The following is a 24051-nucleotide window of genomic DNA, read 5'->3' as shown; positions in this document are numbered from 1 at the left end:
GGGGCCGTGCACGACGAGCCCGTCCGTCCCGTTCCCGACGACGAGCACGCCCGCATCGCCACGGACGCGTTCCGCATGCTCTCCGACCCCACGCGGGTGAAGATCCTGTGGGCGCTGTTCCAGGGGGAGTCCAGCGTCAACGCCCTGGCCGAGGCCGTCGGAGCCGCCCCGACGGCGGTGAGCCAGCACCTGGCCAAGCTCCGCCTGGCCGGGCTGGTACAGAGCAGGCGCGAGGGCACCTTCGCGTACTACACGGCCACCGACGCGCACGTGTACCGCCTCCTCGCCGAGGCCCTGTCCCACGCCGAGCACATGACCGGCGCCGCCGTGGGACGTGACCCTCACAGCTACCGTGCCCAGGCGCCGCGCACCTGACCGGCCAGTCCCCACGTCGGGTGCCACGATGCGCCCGGCTCCCGGGACTCCGGGGTCCGCGCGGCCGCACCGCGCCGGGGCCTGTGACGTCTACCGCGGAGCTGGGACGCGCCCGGCGCGGTAGCTCGTCACGGTGACGGACACGGTGACACCCACCGGCTCGGTCAGGCCGGTGACGGCGGCGGTGAGCGCGGCACGGTCGACGTGGTGGGCGCTGGGGCCCATGAGGACCTCGTGCGTGACATCGGCCCGGCTCATGTCCGCGCGGTAGCGCAGCACCTGCTCGTCCACGGCCGTGAACTCGGCGAGCTGACGGGTGAGCCGCTCGGCCTTGTCCGGGGCGACGGCGAGCATGCCGAGCGGCCCGACGAGCTCCCGCAGGTGGTCCTGGTCGGGGGCGACGACGACCAGCCGCCCCTCCTCAGCGAGGACCCGGGCGATCTCGGGTGCGTTGCGCGGACCGAAGACGCTGAGCACCGCGGCGGCCGAGCCGGTGGCGACGGGAAGGCGCTGCCACACGTCGGCCCGCACCGCGGCCATGCGCGGGTGTGCCCGCGCGGCGCGCCTGGCGGCGTAGGTGGAGAGCTCGAGGTCGACGCCGACCGCTGACGGCAGGGTGTCGAGCACGGCCGCGAGGTAGTACCCCGTGCCACCGGCGAGGTCGAGGAGGAGTGGAGCGCCGTCGTCGGTGACGGCGGGCACTGCCGCGACCGCCTGGGTGAGTGCCTCGGCGATGGGGGCGTAGTGCCCGTGCTCGAGGAACGCGGCGCGGGCCGCCACCATGTCCGCGGTGTCACCCTGCCCGGCCCGGCCACCGCCACGCAGGAGGGTGAGGTGGCCCTGGCGTGCCAGGTCGAAGCGGTGCCCGCCCGGGCAGCGCACCGTCCGTTCCTCCCGGGTCAGGCTCTCGGTGCACACCGGACAGCGGAGGGAGGGCAGGACGAGGTCGATGCGCGGGGTGTCCATGTCGGCCGCCAGCCTATGCGCAACAATCCCGCTGTCGGCGACGGGGGTGGCTCGGTGTCGCCTCGGCTGCGTATCCGCAACAATCCCGCTGTCGGCGACGGGGGGTGGGGCTTGGTGTCGCCTAGGCTGGGTCGGTGCTCATCCTCCTGCCGCCGTCGGAGTCGAAGTCCACCCGCAGCAGGGGGAAGCCGGTGGACCCGGCCGGGCTGAGCCACCGGGAGCTGGTCGGACCCCGTCGGACGGTGGCCGGCGAGCTGGCCGCGGTCAGCGCCCGACCGGACGCGCACGAGGTGCTCGGCGTCAGCCCGGGAGTGGCGGACGAGGTCGCCCGCAACACCCGGCTCGACACCGCCCCCGCCCTCCCGGTGCGCGACCTCTACACCGGCGTGCTGTACGACGCGCTCGACCTGGACGGGATGGACGCCGCGGCCCGTCGCCGCGCCACCCGGTGGGTCCTCGTCGTCTCGGCGCTGCACGGCGCGCTGCGGCTCTCGGACCGGGTCGCGCCCTACCGCCTGGCGATGAACGTCACCCTGCCCGGCACCGGTCCGCTCGCGCGCTTCTGGCGCACGCACCTCGACGGGGTGCTGACGACGACGGCGGGCACCGGCGTCGTCGTGGACTGCCGTTCCTCGACCTACGCCGCCGCCGGCTCCCCGCAGGGACCGGCGGCGAAGGACTGGGTCCAGGTCCGCGTCCCCGGAGCCAGCCACATGGCCAAGCACACCCGCGGCCTCGTCGCAGGACACCTGTGCCGCACCGGCGTGACGCCCCGGACCCCCCGCGAGCTGGCCGACGCGCTCGCCGGCGACCTCACCGTCGTCGCGCTCCACGAGCCCGCGCGCCCGGGCAAGCCGTGGGTGCTGGACGTGACCGCGGAATAGTTCCCCACCGCGCGGGTTGGACAGGTGTAGGACTACCTGACGAAAGGCGCCCGATGCCCCTCCCGCTCTCCATCCTCGACCTCGCCACCGTCGGCCGCAGCCAGACTGTCGCCGAGTCCCTCGCCGGGACGGTGGCCCTTGCACGCAAGGCCGAGGAGACCGGCTACACGCGGGTCTGGTACGCCGAGCACCACAACATGGCGGGCATCGCCTCAAGCGCGACGTCGGTCCTCATCGCTCACGTCGCCGCCCACACCCGCAGCATCCGGCTCGGCTCCGGCGGCATCATGCTGCCCAACCACTCGCCGCTGACGATCGCCGAGCAGTTCGGCACCCTCGCCACGCTCCACCCCGGTCGCATCGACCTCGGCCTCGGTCGCGCGCCGGGCACCGACCAGAACACCATGCGGGCACTGCGCCGGGACGCCTCCTCCGCCGACACCTTCCCCGAGGACGTCCTCGAGCTCCAGGGCTACCTCCGCGGGCAGTCCCGCATCCCCGGCGTGGACGCCTACCCGGGCAAGGGCACCGACGTGCCCCTCTACGTCCTGGGATCCTCGCTCTTCGGTGCGGGTCTCGCCGCCACCCTCGGGCTGCCGTACGCCTTCGCCTCGCACTTCGCGCCCGCCGCGCTCCACGAGGCGATCGCGCTGTACCGTCGCGAGTTCGAGCCCTCGGCGCAGCTCGACACGCCGCACGTCATCGCCGCCTACAACGTCGTCGCGGCCGACGACCAGGCGGAGGCCGAGCGCCAGCAGCACGAGATCATGCGCAGCCGGGTCGCCCTGCTGCTGCGTCCAGGCACCGAGTACACCGACGAGCAGGCCGACGCGCTCCTCGCCTCACCGCAGGCCCGGCACCTGCACCAGATGATGACCTACAGCGCCGTCGGGACCCCCGACGTCGTCCGCGCCAAGGTCGCCGAGTTCGCCGACCGGACCGGCGCGGACGAGCTCATCATCGCCCACCAGAGCCCGACGGTGGAGGAGCGCCTCAGGTCCGTCGAGCTGCTCGCGGAGGCCTATCTCTCCTGAGGCACGGGGCCCCGCCTGCCGCGCGCCCCACCGCCCAGCACCTAGGGTGGGGGGCGATCTGAAAGGGGATGACGTGGAGCGCAGCATCAGGCTCGTGCCACTGGACGAGGACGGGTTCGCCGCGTTGACGACGGACGTCGTCGTGCCGGTGGAGCAGTCCCTCGCCTGGGACGACTACGACCGTGCGGTGCCCGGGCGCCGGCCGTGGAAGCGCTTCGCGTGCTACGTCGACGAGGAGCCGGTCGCCGTCCTCGCGCTGTCCGAGTACCTCGGCCGAGGCTTTCGCTACCTCTGGGCCAAGCACGGTCCCGTGTGGCTCGTCGAGCCCACCCCCGAGCTCGAGTGCGCGCTGCGGGAGCGGCTCGTCGCCGGTGCCCGTGCCGTCGACCCCAGGCTCGTGTTCGTCCGCCTGCACGCCACCCACCCGGCCGAGGACCTCCACGAGCTGCTCCAGTCGGTGACCTACGACCGCACCGTCATCGTCGAGCTCGGCGGACGCACCGACGACGAGATCCTCGCCGGCATGAAGAAGCGCGGACGACGCGACCTGCGCAAGGGCCTGCGTGAGCAGCCGGTCGACTGCACCGAGGAGACCGGCCTCAGCGCCGAGGACTTCACCGAGCTCTACGAGGTCCTGCGCGAGACCGCCGAGCGCGACGGCTTCGGCGTCCACCCGATGGGCGTCTACACGACGATGCTGGACGCGCTCGGCCCACAGCACGCCCGCCTGTTCGTCGGCCGGCACGACGGCGAGATCCAGGCCTGGGTCATCGTCACCGTCAACGACGGCGCGGCCACCGCGTACTACGCGGCCAGCACCGCCAGCGGTCGGGCGTACGACGCGCCGACCCAGCTGTACTGGCACATCATCCGGACGCTGCGCGACGAGGGCGCACTCACCTTCGACTTCATGGGCGTCGGCTCCCCGCTCGCGCCGTCGCTGGAGGCGCTGACGACGATGAAGACCAAGTTCAACCCCGAGGTCGCCGAGGTCCCACCGGCGTGGGACACCCCGGTGCGCCCGTTCGCCTACGCCGCCCTCGTCAAGGCACTCGCCGCGAAGCGCGCCACCCTGGCCGGGGCCCGCCGCGCCGTGCCCGCGGTACGCCGCGCGACCGGCCGCGAGGAGGGAGCAGCGTGACCCTGCGCCCCGTCGACGACACCACCTACCTCCGCCTCGCCGCAGGGACCCCGCTGCCGATCGAGCAGGCACCGGTCTGGGCCCGGTTCGACGCCGTCGTCGACGGCCGGGACCACTGGGGCCGTCTCGTCTACCGCGACGACGACGGCACGCCCGCCGCCGTCGTCTCCTTCGCCGTCGTCCGAGGGCCGGGTGGCTTCCGGTACCTGTGGGCGAAGAACGGGCCGGTGTGGCTCGTCGAGCCGACGCCCGAGCGTGAGGCGGACCTGCGCGGCCGGCTCGCCGCCCGGCTCGCCGACATCGACCCCCGGCTGGTCTTCGTCCGCCTGCACGCGACCCACGAGGCGCCCGACCTGCGGCCGGTGCTCCAGGGGATCACCTACGACAGGACCGTCGTCGTCGACCTCGACCGCAGCGAGGAGGACATCTTCGCGGCGATGAAGCAGCAGGGGCGCCGGGCGATCCGCAAGGCCCTCAAGGACGAGAGCCTCACCGTCGCCGAGGAGACCGGCCTGGACGAGGCGGCCTTCGCAGAGCTCTACGAGGTGTTCGTCGAGACGGGGGAGCGGGAGGGCTTCGGCCCCCACCCGGCGCGCCGGTACCTCGACATGCTGGCCACCCTCGGCCCGGAGCACGCGCGCGTCTTCGTCACCCGCCGTGAGGGCAGGGTGCTGGCCTGGGCGTTGGTCCTGGTCAACGACGGCGCCGCGCTGTACTCCGTCGGTGCCTCCAGCGCCGAGGCGCGCCAGGCCTACGCCGCGGACCTCCTGCACTGGCACGTCATCCAGACGCTGCACGCCGACGGGGTGCGCTCCTACGACCTCGCCGGAGCGGGCTCGGACCGCTTCCCCGGGCTGTCCGGACTCACGCAGTTCAAGACGAAGTTCGAGAAGGAGATCACCGAGGTCGCTCCCGCCTGGGACGTGCCGCTGCACCCCCACGGCTACGACGCGCTCGTGCGGGGCCTGGCCGCCAAGCGGTGGGCCGCGGCCACGGCCGGAGAGATCAGGGCGCGCCTGCTCAGCCGATGATGCTCGAGCCCGTGTAGAGGTGCAGGACCGGGAGGCCCAGGGCCTCGCGGGCACGGGAGGCCCAGTCGCGGCGGAACGTGTCGTCGAGCATCTTCGGGCGGGTGACGACGACGACCTCCGCGGCGGAGTGGTTGTGCACCGCCTGGGTGAGGGCGGGCAGCGGGTCGTCCTGGACGACGACGCCGTCCGCCGTCGCCCCGGCCGCCTCGAGCCGGGCGAGGGACAGGCGCAGCGCCTCGGTCGCCTCGACGCGCGCCTCGGCGTCGTCCGGGTCCGGCTCGGTGATGTCGTGCCACAGCCGGCGCAGGTTGAGCAGCCCGAGGTCGTTGATGACCTCCTGGACCACGTTGTGGTCGGTGTCCGCGGGCACGAGCACCTGGAAGCGCACGTCGCGGCTGGCGTAGTGGTCGACGACCTGCCTCACGTCGGTGTCCAGCAGCGTGTCCTCGGTCAGCACGATGACGGTCTGGGTCACGGGTCCTCCTCCTCGTTGCGGTGTCTCGACGCTACGTCGTTCGCGTCGGCGCGGCTCCCCGACGAGGCGCTCAGCGGCAGATGACGAGCACGTCGTGGGCGGGCAGCGTGACGACGTCGCCGGCCACGTCGGCCTTGCCGCTCCACCCCAGGACGACGTCGGACACCGCCCCGCGGAGCGGCACCTGTCGTGGCTCGTCGGCGAAGTTGACGACGACGGCGTGCGAGCCGCGGTACATGACGAGCCAGTCGCCGTCCTCGCCGGCGATCACCGCGGTGTCGGCGCGGATGCCGCTGGCGAAGTCCGGCTCGCGGTGCCGCAGGGCGATGACGTCGCGGTGGAAGCCGAGGAGCCGGGCGTGCCGTTCCTGCTCGTGCTCGGACCAGTCGAGCTTGCTCGCCAGGAACGTCTCGCGGGCCTGCGGGTCGGGCACCTCGACGTCGCCGCCGTAGACCTCCTCCCAGCCGTGGGAGGCGAACTCCTCGGTCCGCCCGGTGCGGATCGCCTCGGCGAGCTCCGGCTCGGCGTGGTCGGTGAAGTACTGGAAGGGCGTCCGCGCGCCCCACTCCTCGCCCATGAACAGCATGGGCGTGTAGTGCCCGAGCAGGGTGACCGCTGCGGAGATGGCCAGCTGCCCGTCGTCGAGCACCCGGCCCGGCCGGTCCCCGGTCGCCCTGTTGCCGACCTGGTCGTGGTTGGAGGAGAAGACGACGAAGCGGCGCCCGTCGACGTCCGCGGGCACCGGGGCACCCCAGACCTTGCCGCGGAACTCGGAGTAGGTCCCGGCGTGGACGAAGACGTCCGTCAGCGCGGTGCGCAGCGTCTCGGTCGTCCCGAAGCTCACGTAGTACCCGTGCCGCTCGCCGGTGAGGCGGGCGTGGAGGGCGTGGTGGACGTCGTCGTCCCACTGGGCGGTCATCCCGAGCCCGCCGTCGGCGGTCGGCGTCACCATCCGGGCGTCGTTGAGGTCGGACTCGGCGATGAGGGAGAGGGGCCGGCCGACCTCCTGCTCGAGCGTGGCGACGGCGTCGGACAGCTCCGCCAGCAGGTGGGTGGGGGAGTCGTCGATGAGGGCGTGGACCGCGTCCAGGCGCAGCGCGTCGACGTGGAAGTCGCGCAGCCAGCGCAGGGCGTTGTCGATGACGTACCGCCGTACCGGCCCGGCGTCGGGGCCGTCGAGGTTGACCGCGGTGCCCCACGGGGTCTCGTGGCGGTCGGTGAAGTACGGGCCGAACTCGCCGAGGTAGTTCCCGGACGGGCCGAGGTGGTTGTAGACGACGTCGAGGCACACGGCCAGTCCGCGCGCGTGGGCGGCGTCGACGAACCGCTGCAGCGCCTCCGGTCCGCCGTAGGCGTGGTGGACGGCGTAGAGCGCGACGCCGTCGTAGCCCCAGCCGAACTCCCCGGGGAAGGCGGCCACCGGCATGAGCTCCACCATGTCGACGCCGAGCCCGGCGAGGTGGTCCAGCCGGTCGATCGCCGCGTCGAGCGTGCCCTCGGGGGTGAAGGTGCCCACGTGCAGCTCGTAGACGACGGCGCCCAGGCTGGAGCGTCCCGTCCAGGACGAGTCGCTCCAGGTGAAGGCCGTCGCGTCGAAGACGCGTGAGGGCCCGTGGACGTCGTGGGGCTGCCACGCACTGCGGGGGTCGGGCCGGCCGGGGCCGCCGTCGACGTGGAGGAGGTAGTCGGTCCCCGGTGCCAGCGGCTCGGGCGCCTGCCACCAGCCGTCCTCGCGCGCCACGAGCCGGACGCGCTCGCCGTCCTCGCCCGGACCGGTGGGCAGGCTGAGCTCCACCGCGCGTGCGGCCGGTGCCCAGACGGTCAGGGGCTCAGTCATCGGCTCGCTCCAGGAGTGCGACGGGGTGGGGGTCGAGGAGGTCGGCGAGGCGGCACGACCCGCCGGGGACCTCCCGTCCGGTCAGGACGTCGCGCCAGTGGCCGTCCGGCAGCACGACCGTGTGGTCCCCGAACCCGCCGACGGCCTCCAGGCCGCGGGCGAGCCGGGTGACGACCGTGACGGCACGCGGGCCGGTGTCGTCGGCGCGGGCGAAGGCGATGCTGTGCCCGGTCGACGTCGGCAGCGGCAGGTACTGGGCCTGCGCGCCGACGAACGCCGCGGCCTCCCGGCGCCGCAGCCGCAGGGTGCGTGCGGTGAGGGCGAGCTTGACCTCGTCCAGGCCGGTCGGTGTCGCCCCGGCGTCGAGGCGCTCGAGCTGGCGGGCCAGTACACCGAAGTCGACGGGGCGACGGTTGTCCGGGTCGACGAGGGACGTGCGGGTGATCTCGCTGCCCTGGTACACGTCCGCGACGCCGGCGATGGTCAGCTGCACGAGCTTGGCGCCCAGGACGGCCGCGCGCACCGCGGCACCGGTCGTGCGGCCCCACTCGGTGAGCGCGGTGGCGACCTCCGGGTGGTCGAGCAGTGCGGCCGCGTAGTCGAGCAGCGCCTCCTCGCGGGTGGTGTCGGGGTCGGTCCACGTGGTCCACGACTTCTGCTCGCGGACGGCCTTGGTGAGGTAGCCGCGGAGCCGGTCGGCGTCCATCGGGTCCTGCTCGGTCCACGTGCCGACGAGTGTCTGCCACAGGAGGTTCTCCGCGCGCCCGTCCAGGCCGGTGGGCCGGACGTCGGCGGTGGCCTCCCGGAGCCGCTGGAGAAGGTCCAGCCACTCCTCGGCGTACTCCGACAGCACCCCGATGCGGGCCCGGACGTCCTCGCCGCGCTTGGTGTCGTGGGTGCTGCCCGCCGTCATCGTCGCGGGGTGGGCGGCGAGGGTCTGTGCGGCCCAGGCGTGGAGCTCGTCGACGCTGATACCGAAACGTCGGGGAGCGCCACCGACCTCGCACAGGCTCACGAGGTGGGTCCAGCGGTAGTAGGCGGTGTCCTCCACGCCCTTGGCCATGACCGCGCCGCACACCTGCTGGAAGCGGATGATGACCTCGGCGCGGTGCGCGTCGTGGATGCGGCCGGCACTGCCGACCTCGTGCCCGAGCAGCAGGTCGACGACGACGTCGAGGGTCTCGTGCCGGTCCTCGTCCAGCCGCGTGCGGGCCTCCTCCGCGGCCGCCCGCACGACTCGCTCGCTCAGCGGGGGAGCGGGCTCCCCGGGCACGACGTAGGCCCGGTAGCGGTCGAAGGCGACGAGCAGCTCGACGACGCAGTCCTCCAGCGAGCGGTAGGTGTGGTCGCGCAGCCGCACGTCCTCGTCGCACAGCTCGCGCAGCAGCGTGGCGAGCCGGTGGACCTCCGCGTACAGCGAGGTGCCGATGATCTGCCGCTTGGACTCCGCGATGAGCCCGGTGAGCTCGCCGCGGGCGTCCCCGGCGAGCTCGGTCATCGCCGTGCCGAGCCCGCCGGAGCCGGCGGGGTCGGTGAGCACGGAGTTGATCCGCCAGGCGGCGTCGTAGCCCGTCGTGCCCGCGACCGGCCAGTCGGGTGGCAGCAGCTCGTCGTCCTCGAGGATTTTCTCCGCGACGACCCACGCACCGCCGGTGGCCTCGTGCAGCCGCTGGAAGTAGCCCCGCGGGTCGGCCAGGCCGTCCGGGTGGTCGATCCGCAGCGCGTCGACGTGGCCGGAGTCGATGAGCTCGAGGAGGAGTGCGTGGCTCGCGTCGAAGACCTCCGCGTCCTCCACCCGCAGCGCCGCGAGGGTGTCGACGTCGAAGAACCGCCGGTAGTTCAGCTCCTCGTCCGCCACCCGCCAGTACGAGAGGCGGTAGAACTGACGCTCGAGGAGCTCGGCGAGGGGCAGGTGCTCGGTGCTGGGCCGCACCGGGAAGGTGTGCTCGTAGTAGCGCAGGACCGGCTGCTCGCCGAGCTCGGGCTCGGTCGGCACGACCATGTGCTCGACGCGGAGCTCGCCGGCGGCCAGCACCGCGCCGACGCGTTGCCCGAGCACGGGCATGAGGATCCCGGGACGCTCGGACTGCAGGTCGACGTCGAACCAGCTCGCGTAGGGCGACTCGGTCCCGTCCTTGAGCACCGACCACAGCGCGCGGTTGTGCCAGGCCGGGGTGGGCACGGCCATGTGGTTGGGGACGACGTCCACGACGATGCCCAGCCCTGCCGCGTGCGCCGTCGTGCACAGGCTCTCCAGCGCCTGCCTGCCGCCCATGACGGAGGAGATGCGGGAGTGGTCCACGACGTCGTAGCCGTGCGTGGAGCCGGGTGCGGCCTCCAGCACGGGGGAGAGGTACAGGTCGGTGACCCCCAGGTCCCGGAGGTAGGGGACCTGCTCCTCGGCCTGGGCGAAGGTGAGGTCGGGGCCCAGCTGGAGGCGGTAGGTGCTCACCGGGAGCCGGCGGCCTGGCGCCGGGAGGTGGGCGGATGCTGCGGTGGCGGGTGTCGAGGCGTCACTCATGCCTCGTCCTCCTTGGGGCACACGAGGATGACGGTGTTGTGGGGGAGGACCTTGACCGTGTCTCCCGGCTCGTACTCCCCGTTGTCGCCCGCGGTCGGGTCGGTGTTGATGGCGGTGCGCCACACGCAGCCGTAGGTGTCGTCGGGGATCGTGAAGGTGACCGGCTCGGCGGCCGCGTTGAGCATGACGAGCAGGTTGTCGTCGGTGACCCGCTCGCCACGCCCGTCGGGCTCGGGGATGGCCAGGCCGTTGTAGAAGATCGAGATGGAGCGCGCGCTGGACTGGTCCCAGTCCTCGTCCTCCATGGGCTCGGCGGAGGGCTTGAGCCAGGCGATCTCCCCGATGTCGGACTGCCCGCCGTGGCCGGGGTCGCCGGCGAAGAAGCGCCGACGGCGCAGCACCGGGTGGGCGGCGCGGAAGTGGACCATGCGCTGGGTGAAGTCGAGCAGGTGCTCCTGCTCCTCGGTGAGGTCCCAGTCGACCCACGCCAGCTCGTTGTCCTGGCAGTAGACGTTGTTGTTGCCCTGCTGGGTGCGGCCCAGCTCGTCACCGTGGGCGATCATCGGCACGCCCTGGGAGAACAGGAGGGTGGCGAGGAGGTTGCGGTGCCGACGCAGCCGGAGCGCGTTGACCTCCGGGTCGTCGGTCTCCCCCTCGGCCCCGCTGTTCCACGACCGGTTGTGGCTCTCGCCGTCCTGGTTGCCCTCGCCGTTGGCCTCGTTGTGCTTCTCGTTGTAGGAGACGAGGTCCCGCATGGTGAAGCCGTCGTGGGCGGTGACGAAGTTGATCGAGGCGACCGGCCGGCGGCCGGAGTGCTCGTAGAGGTCGGCCGAGCCGGTGATCCGGCTGGCGAGCTCGGCCAGCGTCGCCGGCTCCCCGCGCCAGTAGTCGCGCACGGTGTCGCGGTAGCGCCCGTTCCACTCCGTCCACAGCGGCGGGAACCCGCCGACCTGGTAGCCGCCCTCGCCGAGGTCCCACGGCTCGGCGATGAGCTTGACCTGGGAGATGACCGGGTCCTGCTGGATGATGTCGAAGAAGGACGAGAGCCGGTCGACGGCGTGCAGCTCGCGGGCCAGGGTCGAGGCGAGGTCGAAGCGGAAGCCGTCGACCCGCATCTCGGTGATCCAGTACCGCAGCGAGTCCATGATCATCTGCAGCGTGTGCGGGGAGCGCATGAGCAGGGAGTTGCCCGTGCCGGTCGTGTCGAAGTAGTGGGCCTTGTCGTCCTCCACCAGGCGGTAGTACGAGGCGTTGTCGATGCCCTTGAAGGACAGCGTGGGGCCCAGGTGGTTCCCCTCGGCCGTGTGGTTGTAGACGACGTCGAGGATCACCTCGATGTTGGCCTCGTGCAGGGCCTTGACCATGGTCTTGAAGTCCTGCACCTGCTGTCCGCCGCCACCCAGGGAGCTGTAGCCGTTGTGCGGGGCGAAGAAGCCGATGGTGTTGTAGCCCCAGTAGTTGCTCAGCCCCTTCTCCTGCAGGTGGGGGTCGTTGACGAACTGGTGGACCGGCATGAGCTCGATCGCCGTCACGCCCAGGGCGGTGAGGTGCTCGATGACCGACGGGTGGGCGAGGCCGCCGTAGGTCCCGCGCAGCTCCTCGGGGACGTCGGGGTGGAGCTGGGTCAGGCCCTTGACGTGCGCCTCGTAGATGACCGAGTCGTGGTACTCGTGACCCGGCGGACGGTCGAACTCCCAGTCGAAGAACGGGTTGATGACGACCGACAGCATCGTGTGGGGGGCCGAGTCGTCGGTGTTGCGCTTGGTCGGGTCCTCGAACTGATAGGAGTACAGCGACGGGTCGGCGGTGATGTTGCCGTCGATGGCCTTCGCGTACGGGTCGAGCAGCAGCTTGGAGGGGTCGCACCGGTGCCCCTGCTCGGGGTCGTAGGGGCCGTGGATGCGGTAGCCGTACCGCTGGCCCGGCTGGGCCGATCGCAGGTAGCAGTGCCACACGTGCCCGTCGACCTCGGTGAGCTCGATGCGCTCCTCGGATCCGTCGTCGTCGACGAGGCAGAGCTCGACGCGCTCGGCGACGGAGGAGAAGAGGGCGAAGTTGGTGCCGGTGCCGTCGAACGTGGCACCAAGGGGATAGGGACGTCCAGGCCAAGGCTGCATGGGCGATAGGTTCTCATCACTGTGGCGATTCGGCCCGCAGAAGAGGCGACGGCGTCCGGAGGCTAGACATGATCGATCTGTCGCCGGGGTGGCAGGTGGCCCTGGAAGCGGTCGGGTGGATCGGCTCGGGCGTTGTCGTGTGGTCGATGATGCAGCAGCGGATCCTGCGGCTGCGCCTGTACAACCTCGTCGGCTGCCTCATCCAGGTGCTCTACAACGGGGTCCTCGGGGTGTGGCCCGTCGTCGCGCTCAACGTCGTCCTCGCGGTCGTTCAGGTGGTGAATCTCACCCGCCTGCTCAGGGGCCGGGACGACCCGGCCACGTACGCCGTCGCCGGGGTTCCGGCGGACGGTCCGCTGCTCGGGCAGGTGCTCGAGCGGCACCGCGAGGACGTCGCACGCTTCCAGCCGACGTTCACCGCGCCGTCCCGCGACGCCGAGGCGTACCTCGTGATGTCCGGGGACGAGGTGGTCGGCTGCGTCGTCGTGCACGACGAGGGCGACGGTGTGGCCCAGATCGAGCTCGACTACGTCACCGAGCGGTACCGCGACTTCACCCCCGGCCAGTTCGTCTTCCGACGCAGCGGGGTCCTCGCGGAGCAGGGGTACCGGACGGTGGTCGCACCGTCGGACACGGTGGACCCGTACTACGGTCAGATCGGCTTCGAGCGGCGCGGGGACCGGTACGTGCTCGACCTGGAGCCGGCCGCCTGACGCGCGAGCGTCCGTCGGGCGGGGGAGCCGGCCGCGAGACGACGAGACCCCCGACCGGGTTCCGGTCGAGGGTTCGTGTCGTGCTGGTGGGCGATACTGGGTTCGAACCAGTGACCTCCTCGGTGTGAACGAGGCGCTCTACCACTGAGCCAATCGCCCGCGAGCACCGATGCTAACGCACCGGGCGACCTGCTCCCAAACGGCTCACGGGTCGAGGTCCTCGGCGACCCGCTCCGCGAAGACCTCTTGCATCCGCAGGGTGACCGGCCCGGCCGCCAGCTCACGCCCGTCGATGGTGTCCACCGGGACGATGCCGCGGGTGGCCGACGTCACGGCGGCGTGCCGGGCGGTGCGGAAGGCGTCCAAGGGGATCGTCGTCTCGCGGACCGGCAGGCCCGCCGCGAGGCCCCACTCCAGGACGAGCTCCCGGGTGACGCCGGCCAGGCAGCCCGATGTCAGGGGCGGGGTGAGCAGCTCGCCGTCCGCCTCGACGAAAAGGTTGCTCCACGACCCCTCGCACAGCTCCCCGCGGGTGTTGCCGATCGCGGCCTCGGTGCCGCCGCGGCCGCGCGCGTACTCGAGGGCGAGCACGTTCTCGGCGTACGACGTCGACTTCACGCCGACCAGTGGTGATCGTTCGTTGCGGACCCACGGCACGACGACGACGGCGGTGCGCACCCGGGCGGGGGCGGCGCCGGGGGCCGGGTGGGGGACGGCCTCGTCCTCCGCCGTGATCAACAGGGTCGGCGGGCCGTGCCCGCGGCCCGGGCCACCCTCCGTGGCGCCGGCCGTCCACGTCATGCGCAGCCGCCCGGTCGTGCCGTCGAGGCGCGCGGCGAGGTCGAGGGCGGCACGGGTGATGACGTCGGCCGGCGGCACGGCGAGCCCCACCAGGGCAGCGGAGTGCTGCAGCCGCGCGAGATGGCGGCGCAGCGCGAACGGGCGCCCGTCGACGATGACGCACGTGTCGAAGACGCCGTCACCGACCAGCAGGCCGCGGTCGAGAGCCGTGACGACCGGCTCGTGCGCGGCGTGGACCTCCCCGTCGAACCACACCAGGGTGCTCATGACCTCAGCCTGCCACCGTCGATGCCAGCCTGACGAGCCGCGCGGCCTTGAGCTCGGTCTCGCGCCACTCCGCGTGGGCGTCGCTGCCCCACGTGATCCCGGCACCGGTCCCGAAGTGCAGCGCGCCGCCTGTTGCCCCGTGGCCGGGTGTCCACCAGAACGTCCGGATGCCCACGGCGAGCTCGGCACGGCCTGCGTCGGCGTCGACCCAGCCGACCGCGCCGCAGTAGGGGCCGCGGGCGGTGGGCTCCAGCTCGGCGATGAGGCGCAGCGCGCTCGACTTCGGCGCACCGCTGACCGACGCCGGCGGCAGGGTCGCGTCGAGGAGCGCGGACCAGCCGTCCGGGTCGAGCGGTGCGCGCAGCGTGCCCGCCACCCGCGACACGAGGTGGACCAGCCCGGGGTGCTGCTCCACCGCGCACAGGTCGAGGACCTCGACGGAGCCCGGCAGGCACACCCGCTGCAGGTCGTTGCGCACGAGGTCGGTGATCATGAGGTTCTCCGCGTGGTCCTTGGCTCCCAGGTCCTCCGGCCGTGTCGCCGTGCCCTTGATCGGACCGGAGACGACCCGACCGTCACTCACGGACAGGAAGAGCTCGGGGGAGGCGGAGACCACCCAGGCCGACCGCTCGGCGGTACCCGCGGGGACGTGGAGCATCCCGCCGTACGGCGCCGGGTTGCCTGCCGCGAGGACGGCTGCCAGGGCCTCGGCATCCGGTTCGCCGTCGTCGCGGCCCCACGGTGCCGACAGCACCCGGCAGATGTTGGCCTGGTAGACCTCGCCCTCCCGGACGGCCTCCCGGACCCGGTCGACCGCCGCGACGTAGCCGCTCTCGTCCAGCGAGCTCTGCCAGGCCGATGCCGCGGGGCCGTGCCACGCGGAGGTGGTCCTCCTCACACCCGGGCCGTCCCGGACGACGTCGGCGAAGCGCCAGCCGGTGATCTCACCCTCGAACGACGCGACGACGGCCCACCAGCCGGACCTCAGTGCCTCAGGGTGTCTGCGCAGGTCAGCGCACTCGACGACGGTCGTCGCACGGACTCCGGCGAAGTGGGCGCGGGCACCCGTCGACGCTCCCGGAGCCGTGGTGGGGGTCACGGACGCCACGCTAGTCGCCGAGTTGGACTCACGGCCGTTCCCTCGGCTAATGTTGTCAACGCAGCACGGCGGGAACGTCAGGTTGCATGCGGATGTGGCTCAGTTGGTAGAGCATCACCTTGCCAAGGTGAGGGTCGCGGGTTCGAGTCCCGTCATCCGCTCGGAGGCACCACCCCCCGGTGGGCAGATTGGCCTCAGGGTGGCGTGGCCGAGAGGCGAGGCAGCGGCCTGCAAAGCCGTATACACGGGTTCGAATCCCGTCGCCACCTCGGTATGGAGCAAGGCAAGGGCGATTGGCGCAGCGGTAGCGCGCTTCCCTGACACGGAAGAGGTCACTGGTTCGATCCCAGTATCGCCCACTAGATCGATGGGGCCCCTGACCAGCGAAAGCGCAGGTCAGGGGCCCTTCGCGTGTCCGCCCCAGATGGACCTGAGAGGACCCGAATGCCCCCTGTGGGCCTCCCGGAGGCCCACCAGAGGCCCACGGACTGGTGATCGACAGACACCTAGCCCGTGGGAGGCGAGAAGCCAATGGCAACAGGAAGCAGGCGAGGGTTCGGCAACACCGAACGTCGCAAGAACGCGAGGACCGGCAAGACGACCGGATGGCGTGCGCGGTACTTCGGGCCCGACGGAGGCCGGTACCACCAGACCTTCACGACCAAGCTCGACGCCGAGGCATGGTTGCACTGCGAGGAGGCGCTGATCGCGCGTGGGGAGTGGCTCCCGCCCGACCAGCGGGTGTCGCGCGTCACGGTGACCCTCAACGAGTACATCGCCGCCAACCTGAGCCTTCGCGATCTCGCCCCTCGCACCCGCGAGGAGTATGAGAGCTACGTGGAGCGGTTCCTCGCCCACGACGAGCTCGGCAGGAAGTCGCTGAGGGCGATCTCCGCTCGCGACATCACGTCCTGGTACACGAGGCTGCAGGACCAGACCGGCAAGACGATGACCGCGCGTGTGTACGGGTTTCTGTCCTCGGTCTTCAACGCCGCGGTCCGCGACCGGCTGATCGACCACAACCCGTGCACAATCCGGGGTGCCTCCGAGGCGCCGCGCAGGTCGAAGAAGACCATTGCCACCCCTGAGCAGATCGCCGAGGCGCTGCTTCACCTCGACGAGCGGTACCGGGCCATGATTCTCCTGGCAGCCTGGTCGGGCCTGCGATCCGGAGAGTTTCGCAACCTCCGTCGGCGAAACATCGACCTCGTCGGCCGCAGGGTCGTCGTCGATGAGCAGATCCAGAACCTGCGCGGCCAGGGCAAGGTCGTGCGGGCGGTCAAGACCGAGGCCGGTGCGCGGATCGTTCACCTGCCGGCATCGGTGACGAAGGTCCTCGCGACACACATGGCCGCGTTCTCCCAGGCCGGTCCCGACGGGCTGGTCTTCCCTTCCCACGTCGGCACGCCGATCTCTCAGTCAGTGCTTCACGAGGTGTGGGATGAGGCGCGACGGGCGATCGGCCGGCCGGACCTGCGCATCCACGACCTGCGTGCGACCGCAGCGACTCAGGCGGCACGCACCGGGGCGACGATCGCGGAGCTGCAGGCGCGACTGGGGCACACCACACCCAACGCGGCCATGAAGTACCAGACGGCCGCCGCGGCGCGCGACGCTCACATCGCCGACGCGCTGGATGACTTCATCCTGGTGCCGATCGACCTGACGGCGCCGAAGAAGAAGTCGCACGCGCCTCATGGCAGGAAGAACTCACAACCGAACGCCACCGGTGACAACCAGTCCAAGTGAGCGCCACGGGTCGTGTGGAGGCCCACAGTTTCGACGGGCGTAGGCCCACGGCGTCGGACTCTGACGGACAACGGACGGCCGGTGACGCGGCACGTGACCAGGACCGATGCAGGAACCCGTTGGTCGTGTGGGCCCACGGGCCGGATCCGTAGGCCCACAGGAGTCCCGCTACGACCAGTGTCGCCCACTCTCAGGCAACGGTCCGCGTCGTGGTGATGGTCGTTATCAGGCACCGGGCGACCTCGTCGAGGTCGACCCGGACCATCCGGCCAATGCGATATCCGGTGAGAGTGCCGTCGGCGATCCGCCGGCGCAGCGTCTTCGGGTGGACGCCGATATGTTCGGCGGCGACTGCCAACGAGACGAGGTTGGCCGGAAGCGCAGCGTTTCGGACAGTGGTGGTCTTCGAGGACCGCATTGTGCTCATCTCCTATACGGGTCGGGAACCTGATCGGACGCCGGTGCTCAGCCCGGGGCGTTCGAGGAAGGTCGCACGCAGGACGGAGAGGCGGCTCCCCGCCCGGCGAACCCTTCTCGGGTGTCGTCGACGGTCATCGGTCGAGCCCGGTGCGGCGGTGGATGTGGCGGGGGTGGGGGCGTGGCGGGGTGGCTGCTGCCTGGCTGTCGCGCTGGCGGATCAGCTCGGCGACGGACGGCTCCTGCGGCCTCGGACGGATCGCGTCTGGCGCATAGGCCAGGCCCGTGCGGAGCCCGTGAGCGGTGACGTTGCCGAGGCCTTCGGCGAGGTCACGGTCGAGTCGGTCGGGTGTGCTGGAGACGGTGACGGCGGCGGGTCCCCAGGCGAGAGGGTCGGCGCCGACGGTGCCGAGCACTTGGCCGATGTTGTTCTCGAAGTAGGTGTTGATCTCCACGTCGCGGTCGTCGACGTGGATGGTGGTGGTGTGCTCGAAGTCCTGCGACCGGCTGCTCTGACCGTCGGGCCGGTGCCGAAGGACAAGCAGGTCGGTGGGCAGGTCCAGGCCGGGGAGCCCGCGGTGGGCGCCGGCCGGGAGGCGGACCGCACCGAGCAGGTCGGCGACAAGGTGCAGGTGCCGGCGCGCTTCGGGGAACGGCTGGTCCATCAGGTCGTGGGAGGCCAGGAGGATCGTGTACCCGCCGGGGCGGGTGAGTCTGTGCAGAGTGAGGGCGAGCTGGGCTTGTACGGCGCGCCGAGCGACGACATGCTGGGGGTCTTGGAGGCGCACGTCGTTGTAGGGCAGGGACGCGATCACCACGTTGAACCGGTCGTGCACCTTCGGAAGGCGCCGCTGCACCGAGAACCTGGTGCCTGGGGTGTGGGCATCGGTGATGTCCGCGACCACGGACAAGGACAAGGAGCCGTCTGTGTGCGGCAGCCCGATGAAGGTCGCGGCGCCGTCACCGACGGCCAGCACCTGCCCCTCGGTGAACCCGAGATCGCGCAGCATGGTCCACAGGTGGGTCGCCATGATTCGGTGCGCGTGCTGGGCGGAGGTCGAGGCGTGGTCCTCGAGAGCGATGTGGTCAGCCGCCACGCGCAGGGCGCGCCGGTCTTTCCCGTCGTCGCCGTAGGGCTCCCGGTTCATCACACACCTCGCCATTCCCCGGCAGCGCGGGTTCTGCGGGCCGCGCGTGCCATGGTGGCGCGGCGGAAGTCGAGGTCGGCGGCGACGAACCCCGCGAAGTCGGCCTGCCGGTCGGTGATGGGCTTCTCCTCGGCCGGGGCTACGGCGGGCTCGCCGGGCCAGGAGGTGGCGCGGGTGGGTCGGTCGCGGTCCAGGCGGGTGCCGCAGGTGGCGACCCACTCGCGCAGGCGCTCGCGGGCGTCGGCGAAGTCGGCGTGCCAGGCGAGGGGTCCTGAGCCGGAGCTGCCGGGTTCGTAGCACGCCAGCCGGTGGGTGTGGAGGGCGGAGAGCTCTTCCACCAGCTCGGGATGGCGGTGCCACAGTGGCGGGACCACGGTCGGTGGCAGCCCGTAGGTAGTGCGCAGCCAGGTGACGAACTCGTCCAACGCCCGCCACTGAGCCTCAGCCTCGGCCGCGGTCAGCCTCCGCCACTCGACCGGCTCGACCGGCCCGTCCCAATCACCCGAGCCGCCGAGACGGTCGAGGCCATCGGCGAGTTCGGCCTCAAAGATCGCGAGCTGCCCGTCAGAGAAGGGTTCTGCGGGCACGTCGACCGGCTCGGCATCGAACTGCCAGGGCACCTCGCCGTCCATGATCACAACCCGATTCCTTGGCCGGTCGAGGTGCCGGAGCGCGGCGCGGTCGAATACGTTGCACCGGCTGGCGGTGTCGTGGGCACGCGCTGTGTGTCGTGGGGCGGCGGGGTTGTGGCACCGGCCGCGGCCTGGTCGAGCTGGTAAGGAGTCTGCCGTGCGGTGGCGGGGGTGCGGTCCACCTCGTAGGCAGTGCGCGCCAGGTCGTGCCCGATCTTGCGGGCGACGAACGCCTCGCGTTCGGCGGGCCGGGCGGGCGGCTCGGCGGGTCGGGTGTCGACGTACCCGTGGGCGACGAACTGGTCACCCTTGCGGAACCGCGCCGCGGCCCGTTCGGCGGTCTTGCCGAAAATCAGGAGGTCATGGAACGAGTTGTCGAGCTTGGTGAAGGTCCCGTCCTGCTCGCGCCGCCAGTGCTCAACTCCGGCGCGGAAGTGGACACGGGTGATGCCGGCGTCGGTGAACGAGACGTCCGCGTCACTGGCGATGAATCCCGCCAGGGACTGTTGTACCGGGATGGTCATGACGAGCCACGGTCCTCATGTCGGGCGGGGCCCTCTGTCTGGGCGACCGCTTCGACAACCAGGTGTGCGAGGCTCGACACGGCCCCTTTCAATGGTTGGAGTCGTGGGCTCACGAGCACGGCCTCCCTTCGCTGCGCGGAGATCCGTGCCTGCTCGACACTGTTGACCGCGAGGCTAGGCCCGGCGCAGGGTCTGTTCGATCGCTGCGCGGTCGGCGGCGAGCTGCTTGGCGTCCGGGCGGCTGGTCCAGGCGTGGAGGTCGGTGACGAGTGGGGGTGCGGAGCGTAGGAGCACGAGGGCTGTGCCGAAGGGCAGCATCCGGATGGTCTCGGGTGGCATGACTGGGACGCGGCGCACGGATCGTTGGACGGAGCGAGAACCGTGGTCGCCGGTGGAGGTGGAGTGGGTGATCTCGTCGCGTTCGCCGAGGAGGGCGGAGACGTCCTGGAGGTCTTTGGCGACTGAGGCTCCGCCGAGGACGACTTTGACGATGGAGGCGTCCCAGATCGCTCCGGCGTTGTGGTCGCCCCACCTGGCGCGGGCTTGGGACAGGGATTGCAGGACGGGCATGGTGGTGATCCCGGTGCCGCCGCCTTCGGCCATGAGCACGGGCAGGGACGGCAAGGGGGAGAGGTTGCCGATCTCGTCGAGCGCGAGGAGCAGTGGTGGGTCCAACCGGGCGCCCGGTGAGGCGGCGGCCAGCGCGCGGGCGGTCTCGACGAGGTCTTCGAGGAAGGCGGCGACCAGCGACCAGGACGCGGAGGCGCCGGCTCCGGTGGACAGCAAGTACATCGTGCCGTTGTCGCGCAGGAACGTGGCGGGGTCGAACGACTCGCCCGGCCCGGGGGAGACGGCGTCCATGACGCGCGGGTCCGCCAGGCAGGTCAGTGCGAGGGAGACGCCCATCCAGATCGAGTCTCGGGTGCGGGGGTCGGAGTGGATGGTCGATTCCAGCGACTCGGCCCAGCCGGGTGCGGCGTGGGGCTGGGAAGACAGGATCGCGACGGCGTCGGCTGCGGCCGAGGGGGACAGGGACCAGGCAAAGAGGTCGCGCGGTGAGCAGTGCCCCAGGGCGGCGGCGTGCAGGAGGGCTTGCAGGGCGGTGCGGGTCTTGCCTTCCCAGAACCCGCCGGACTCGACCCCGCCGGTGGACAGCCCGGTGGCCGAGCTGAACCCGGTGGCGCGAATCATCGCGGTGAGCGGGTTCTCGCACCCGCGCACCGGTGACCAGCGCAGCCCTGTGGGCAGTCCTTCGGCCAGGTGCTGGGGATCGAAGACGGCGACCGGGCCGCGCCGCTCGCGGGCCTTCATGGTGGCGGTGAGGTTGTCCGGGCGGGTGGAGGTGGTGATGACGGCACCGGGCGCGTCGAGGATCGCGTTGATGACCAGGTGCAGGCCCTTTCCGGATCTGGGCGGGCCGAGCACGAGCACGGAGTCCTCCACCGAAGCCCACACGTCTCGCCCCTTGGCGGAACCAAGCAGATAGCCGACGTCGGACGGCGCGGGCTTGCTCAGCGAGGGCCGCAGCGCTCCGGAGCGGGCGAGCAGTGCCCTGGTGGATGCCACCTTGGCGACATCGCGGCCGGTGGCGGTTCCCACGAGCCGGTGCGGGTCACGCGAGACCCGGGTCCTGTCGCGGCGGGACAGGCGCCACACCGCCCAGGCCGACGCGCCGAGGCAGGTGAGCAGGGCGCCAACGACCGCCCAGTACAGCACCGGGTTTAACCCGGGTGCGTCAAGGGCGGCGCCCGGGTTACCGGGAGAGAGCAGCACTCTGATCCCCGCCGCGAAGCCCGACGTCGGTGGGTCGATGCCGGTGATGTAGGCGGCGGCCGTGCCGGCCACCCGCAAAAAGGCGGCGATGGCGACCGCTGCAACGAGGATGATCAACCCGACGTTGGTCAGCTCGTCGCCGCCGCGAGGCGAGGACGGGATGCTCACGCCACACCCTCGGCGAGCACATCCGCGGCGGGGTCGTGGATCACCAGGGTGCCCGAGGTGCGGCCGAGCAGCACAAGCGTCGACGGGAGCCGCTCCAGGAGCGGGGTGGGCAGAGGGAGGTCTGCCCGGCCGTCCGCATCGGCCTCACGGGTAGCGACGACGACGGCGATGCACACCTGCTCACCTGGCAGGAATCCCTGACCGACGATCCCGAACGGGACCTCGACAAGGGGCACGGGCACCACCTCGGAACGTGGGACCGCGGCCGAGCCCATGACCGGCTTTGAGCTGGGGAAGGGGTCGGCTTCGCAGATTTGCGTGTAGATCCCCCCTTCGGGGTTGACCGCGACCACGTGCACGGCCTCGCCGAGCTCGAGCGCGACCAGGCGGCCCACGTCCCGGGGGTCACGCGCGTTAATCGGCACCGGCGCCTCGGGCAGCTCGTACGGCTTGCCGGCCACCGTCACCGTCGGGGTCCAGTCCGGCTGGTAGTCAATGCGCACCTTGGTCAGCTTGGTCTGTGGGTCGTTGCGGTTCACCGGGTCACAACCGCCGCTCGTGTGCTGGGTCCGCGCCGTCTGGCCGGCCGGGTGGTCTCGCGCTCTCGCGCGGCCCGCTGGTCGCGGGCAGCGGCGATGCCGGGCGGCTCACCGTTGCTGATCTGGTGGGTGTTGAGCGTGTCGAGGATTGCGGTCGCGGTCTTGCGGGCGCGTTCCGCCGTGGCCGTGACGACGTCGAACGCGGTCTTGTTCGGTACCGAGCTGGCCCACGACGTCACGTACGGCACCGAGTACTGCGAGGTGTCCAGGCCGTGAGCAGCGCCGATCATCAGGGCGACCGTCTCGGCCTCGACCTCGACGACGCCGCGATGAGCGCGAGCGTCGGCCGCGTCGGGGGAGTGGAGCCGCACATGTCCCAACTCGTGCGCCAACGTCTTGACCTGCGCGGCGTCGTCCATGTCGCCGCGGACGGTCACGGTCTTCGCAAAGGTAGTCGGTCAGGCCGTTCGCCCCTGCGATGTCGGCCGATGTCGGGGCTCGACGAAGGGTGTACCCGTCGCCGGCAACCTGTGCGGCCAGCCCGTCCCACAGTCCCGCCGGTGCCTCACCGCGCAGGAGTTGTGGCACCGGCTGTTGCGGGATCGGGTCGCCCTCGGTCTGGCTCACGTCCCACACGTAAACGGGCTTAGTACCCTTCAGACGCTCGCGCACGACCTCGCCCGGCCCCGGCCGCTCACCGCGGGCCAGAAGCCGCCACGGCCCGCCCGCGGGGTTGTCGGTTGCGTACCTCGCGGTGACTGGAGCCAGGATCACGTAACCGGACTGCCCCTTCATCACCTGCCGGCCCAAGTGCTGCCACTGCTGATATCCGGCGACGAGTGCAGGTTCCGGCGAGGGCACCCGCCCAGCCCGATATGCCGAAGCATGCTGGACCATGATCAACAGCGTGTTGTTGAACGAGCGGGTGCGAAACCGCGCCGCAAACTCGATCGCCCGTCGGAAGCCGTCACCGCTGGCCATCGCCTCGACCGCGCCGGCGAGGCGCGTGTGCGCCTCCTCGAGCTTCGCATCCCGGGCCGCGGCCACGGCCCCAGCGTCCGCTTGAGTCCACCGTCCCATCCCGCACCTCCAGCCAGTGTTCGCTGGCTAGGTGCGCGATCGCCGCCACGCATCCCTCCACCCGAGTGACAGCGCCTCAGAACGCATATGCGTCGCCGGTGCCTGCACACGTCCTGGCGACACGTGGGTAGCCCACAGAGGGCCCCTTCACCGGACACTCCACCGGACGGGTCTTACGCGAGTGACGGCGGCCGCGGGAGACTGCCCGGAGGCGGCCAGATAGCTGCCCGGTGGCGGTCGTGAGAGTTGCCCGCTGGCGGTCATGGGATCTGCCCGACACGACATTCCTGCCCTGCCGCGCTGACGCGGTTCGGGGCCCCTCCTCGGGTGCGATGGCGGTGCTGAAGCGCCCATCGCCCCGAGGAGGGACAACGTGAAGTCTGCCGAGGAGATCATGGAAATTCTCGAAGCGTTTGATCTGACTGGTTCGTACAGGGACGCCGGCGAGCTCGCCGGGGTCTCGCACCACACCGTCGCCCGCTACGTCACGGCTCGTGACGCGGGTCGGTTGAGCGAGAGGCCGGCTGCTCGGCCGCAGCTGATCGATGAGTTCTTGCCCAAGGTCGAGGAGTGGGTGGATAAGAGCAAGGGCAAGATCCGCGCCGATGTGGCTCACCGCAAGCTCGTCGCTGTGGGGTTCACCGGTTCGGAGCGGACCACCCGTCGGGCGGTCGCGGCGGTGATGAACCGTCACGGCTTCTCTGCCGCTTCTATGCGGGTTGCGGCTCTTGGTTGACTGCAGCGTAGTGGGCTTGCTCGT

The 24051-nt window shown here is 71.5% G+C and carries 21 protein-coding genes, 4 tRNA genes and 2 pseudogenes; 11 read left to right on the top strand and 16 right to left on the bottom strand.

All coding sequences use genetic code 11. The features are described from left to right. Window positions 1-6: 6 nt before the first annotated feature. Window positions 7-375, top strand: a complete 369-nt coding sequence (locus tag VR894_RS08260) for a metalloregulator ArsR/SmtB family transcription factor (RefSeq protein ID WP_324650901.1) — start codon at window positions 7-9, stop codon at window positions 373-375. Between the two features lie 90 nt (window positions 376-465). Here the strand turns inward: VR894_RS08260 and VR894_RS08255 are convergent, their stop codons facing one another. Continuing rightward, a complete protein-coding gene (locus VR894_RS08255) occupies window positions 466-1341 on the bottom strand; it encodes a putative RNA methyltransferase (protein WP_324650900.1) in 876 nt (291 codons plus the stop codon). 134 nt (window positions 1342-1475) lie between these two features. Here VR894_RS08255 and VR894_RS08250 point away from each other — a divergent pair, with 134 nt between their 5' ends. The 4 genes from VR894_RS08250 to VR894_RS08235 all read left to right on the top strand — a co-directional run bounded on the left by VR894_RS08250 (window position 1476) and on the right by VR894_RS08235 (window position 5431). After that, entirely contained in the window at window positions 1476-2225 is a 750-nt protein-coding gene (locus VR894_RS08250) for a YaaA family protein (protein WP_324650899.1), read from the top strand. 53 nt (window positions 2226-2278) lie between these two features. Beyond that, on the top strand, window positions 2279-3259 hold the full coding sequence (locus VR894_RS08245; RefSeq protein WP_324650898.1) for an LLM class flavin-dependent oxidoreductase: 981 nt from the start codon (window positions 2279-2281) through the stop codon (window positions 3257-3259). Between the two features lie 73 nt (window positions 3260-3332). Next, window positions 3333-4400, top strand: a complete 1068-nt coding sequence (locus VR894_RS08240) for a lipid II:glycine glycyltransferase FemX (RefSeq protein WP_324650897.1) — start codon at window positions 3333-3335, stop codon at window positions 4398-4400. Then, window positions 4397-5431: a lipid II:glycine glycyltransferase FemX gene (locus VR894_RS08235; protein ID WP_324650896.1), complete on the top strand. Its 1035-nt coding sequence runs from the start codon at window positions 4397-4399 to the stop codon at window positions 5429-5431. Before VR894_RS08240 ends, VR894_RS08235 begins: the two co-directional genes overlap by 4 nt. Here VR894_RS08235 and VR894_RS08230 read toward each other — a convergent pair. The 4 genes from VR894_RS08230 to glgX form a co-directional block, all read right to left on the bottom strand. Further along, entirely contained in the window at window positions 5421-5906 is a 486-nt protein-coding gene (locus tag VR894_RS08230; RefSeq protein ID WP_324650895.1) for a hypothetical protein, read from the bottom strand. The genes VR894_RS08235 and VR894_RS08230 overlap by 11 nt on opposite strands. A 70-nt stretch (window positions 5907-5976) precedes the next feature. Next, the gene (gene treZ / locus VR894_RS08225) at window positions 5977-7743 is read right to left on the bottom strand and encodes a malto-oligosyltrehalose trehalohydrolase (protein ID WP_324650894.1); all 1767 of its coding nucleotides are present in this window, start codon (window positions 7741-7743) and stop codon (window positions 5977-5979) included. Continuing rightward, window positions 7736-10264 carry a malto-oligosyltrehalose synthase gene (gene treY / locus VR894_RS08220; protein WP_324650893.1) on the bottom strand — a complete coding sequence of 843 codons (2529 nt, stop codon included), beginning with the start codon at window positions 10262-10264 and terminating at the stop codon, window positions 7736-7738. The genes treZ and treY overlap by 8 nt, the downstream gene beginning before the upstream one ends. Next, on the bottom strand, window positions 10261-12381 hold the full coding sequence (gene glgX, locus VR894_RS08215; protein ID WP_324650892.1) for a glycogen debranching protein GlgX: 2121 nt from the start codon (window positions 12379-12381) through the stop codon (window positions 10261-10263). Before glgX ends, treY begins: the two co-directional genes overlap by 4 nt. 68 nt (window positions 12382-12449) lie before the next feature. Between glgX and VR894_RS08210 the strand changes: the two genes are divergently transcribed. Continuing rightward, on the top strand, window positions 12450-13094 hold the full coding sequence (locus VR894_RS08210; RefSeq protein ID WP_324650891.1) for a hypothetical protein: 645 nt from the start codon (window positions 12450-12452) through the stop codon (window positions 13092-13094). Window positions 13095-13178: 84 nt separating this feature from the next. Here the strand turns inward: VR894_RS08210 and VR894_RS08205 are convergent. From VR894_RS08205 to VR894_RS08195, 3 genes are all read right to left on the bottom strand, one after another. Then, window positions 13179-13253: transfer RNA gene (locus VR894_RS08205), tRNA-Val, on the bottom strand. Between the two features lie 45 nt (window positions 13254-13298). Then, a complete protein-coding gene (locus VR894_RS08200) occupies window positions 13299-14162 on the bottom strand; it encodes an aminotransferase class IV (RefSeq protein WP_324650890.1) in 864 nt (287 codons plus the stop codon). 4 nt (window positions 14163-14166) lie between these two features. Further along, entirely contained in the window at window positions 14167-15261 is a 1095-nt protein-coding gene (locus tag VR894_RS08195; protein WP_324650889.1) for a chorismate-binding protein, read from the bottom strand. A gap of 88 nt (window positions 15262-15349) precedes the next feature. On the opposite strand from VR894_RS08195, the gene VR894_RS08190 reads away from it, so the two are divergent. The 4 genes from VR894_RS08190 (at window position 15350) to VR894_RS08175 (ending at window position 17010) form a co-directional block, all read left to right on the top strand. Continuing rightward, a tRNA-Gly gene (locus VR894_RS08190) sits at window positions 15350-15422 on the top strand. 37 nt (window positions 15423-15459) lie between these two features. Then, window positions 15460-15530: transfer RNA gene (locus VR894_RS08185), tRNA-Cys, on the top strand. Window positions 15531-15548: 18 nt separating this feature from the next. Further along, window positions 15549-15620 (top strand) — tRNA-Val (locus VR894_RS08180). 172 nt (window positions 15621-15792) lie between these two features. Then, window positions 15793-17010, top strand: a complete 1218-nt coding sequence (locus VR894_RS08175) for a tyrosine-type recombinase/integrase (protein WP_324650888.1) — start codon at window positions 15793-15795, stop codon at window positions 17008-17010. 190 nt (window positions 17011-17200) lie between these two features. Here the strand turns inward: VR894_RS08175 and VR894_RS08170 are convergent, their stop codons facing one another. The 8 genes and pseudogenes from VR894_RS08170 to VR894_RS08135 form a co-directional block, all read right to left on the bottom strand. Further along, window positions 17201-17437, bottom strand: coding sequence for a helix-turn-helix domain-containing protein (locus VR894_RS08170; protein WP_324650887.1), 237 nt, complete (start codon window positions 17435-17437; stop codon window positions 17201-17203). A 124-nt stretch (window positions 17438-17561) separates the two neighbouring features. Further along, window positions 17562-18575 carry a hypothetical protein gene (locus tag VR894_RS08165; RefSeq protein ID WP_324650886.1) on the bottom strand — a complete coding sequence of 338 codons (1014 nt, stop codon included), beginning with the start codon at window positions 18573-18575 and terminating at the stop codon, window positions 17562-17564. Further along, window positions 18575-19207 (bottom strand): hypothetical protein, encoded by a 633-nt coding sequence (locus tag VR894_RS08160; RefSeq protein WP_324651394.1) that lies wholly within the window; start codon window positions 19205-19207, stop codon window positions 18575-18577. The genes VR894_RS08165 and VR894_RS08160 overlap by 1 nt, the downstream gene beginning before the upstream one ends. Window positions 19208-19209: 2 nt before the next feature. Next, window positions 19210-19731, bottom strand: a complete 522-nt coding sequence (locus VR894_RS08155) for a single-stranded DNA-binding protein (RefSeq protein WP_324650885.1) — start codon at window positions 19729-19731, stop codon at window positions 19210-19212. 174 nt (window positions 19732-19905) lie between these two features. Beyond that, entirely contained in the window at window positions 19906-21672 is a 1767-nt protein-coding gene (locus tag VR894_RS08150; protein WP_324650884.1) for a TraM recognition domain-containing protein, read from the bottom strand. Next, window positions 21669-22211 (bottom strand): hypothetical protein, encoded by a 543-nt coding sequence (locus tag VR894_RS08145; RefSeq protein ID WP_324650883.1) that lies wholly within the window; start codon window positions 22209-22211, stop codon window positions 21669-21671. The genes VR894_RS08150 and VR894_RS08145 overlap by 4 nt, the downstream gene beginning before the upstream one ends. Then, the gene (locus VR894_RS08140) at window positions 22208-22648 is read right to left on the bottom strand and encodes a hypothetical protein (RefSeq protein ID WP_324650882.1); all 441 of its coding nucleotides are present in this window, start codon (window positions 22646-22648) and stop codon (window positions 22208-22210) included. Before VR894_RS08140 ends, VR894_RS08145 begins: the two co-directional genes overlap by 4 nt. A 379-nt stretch (window positions 22649-23027) precedes the next feature. Beyond that, a pseudogene (locus tag VR894_RS08135) lies at window positions 23028-23108 on the bottom strand (hypothetical protein); the annotation flags it as partial. 556 nt (window positions 23109-23664) lie between these two features. Between VR894_RS08135 and VR894_RS08130 the strand changes: the two are divergent. Continuing rightward, a pseudogene (locus VR894_RS08130) lies at window positions 23665-23967 on the top strand (IS21 family transposase); the annotation flags it as partial. Window positions 23968-24051 lie beyond the last annotated feature (84 nt).

Origin of the sequence: Georgenia sp. H159, from assembly GCF_035607575.1 — a bacterium.
Taxonomy (GTDB): Bacteria; Actinomycetota; Actinomycetes; order Actinomycetales; family Actinomycetaceae; genus Oceanitalea.
Note: the sequence above shows the minus strand (reverse complement) of the source record. Positions and strands in the feature narration are given on the sequence as shown.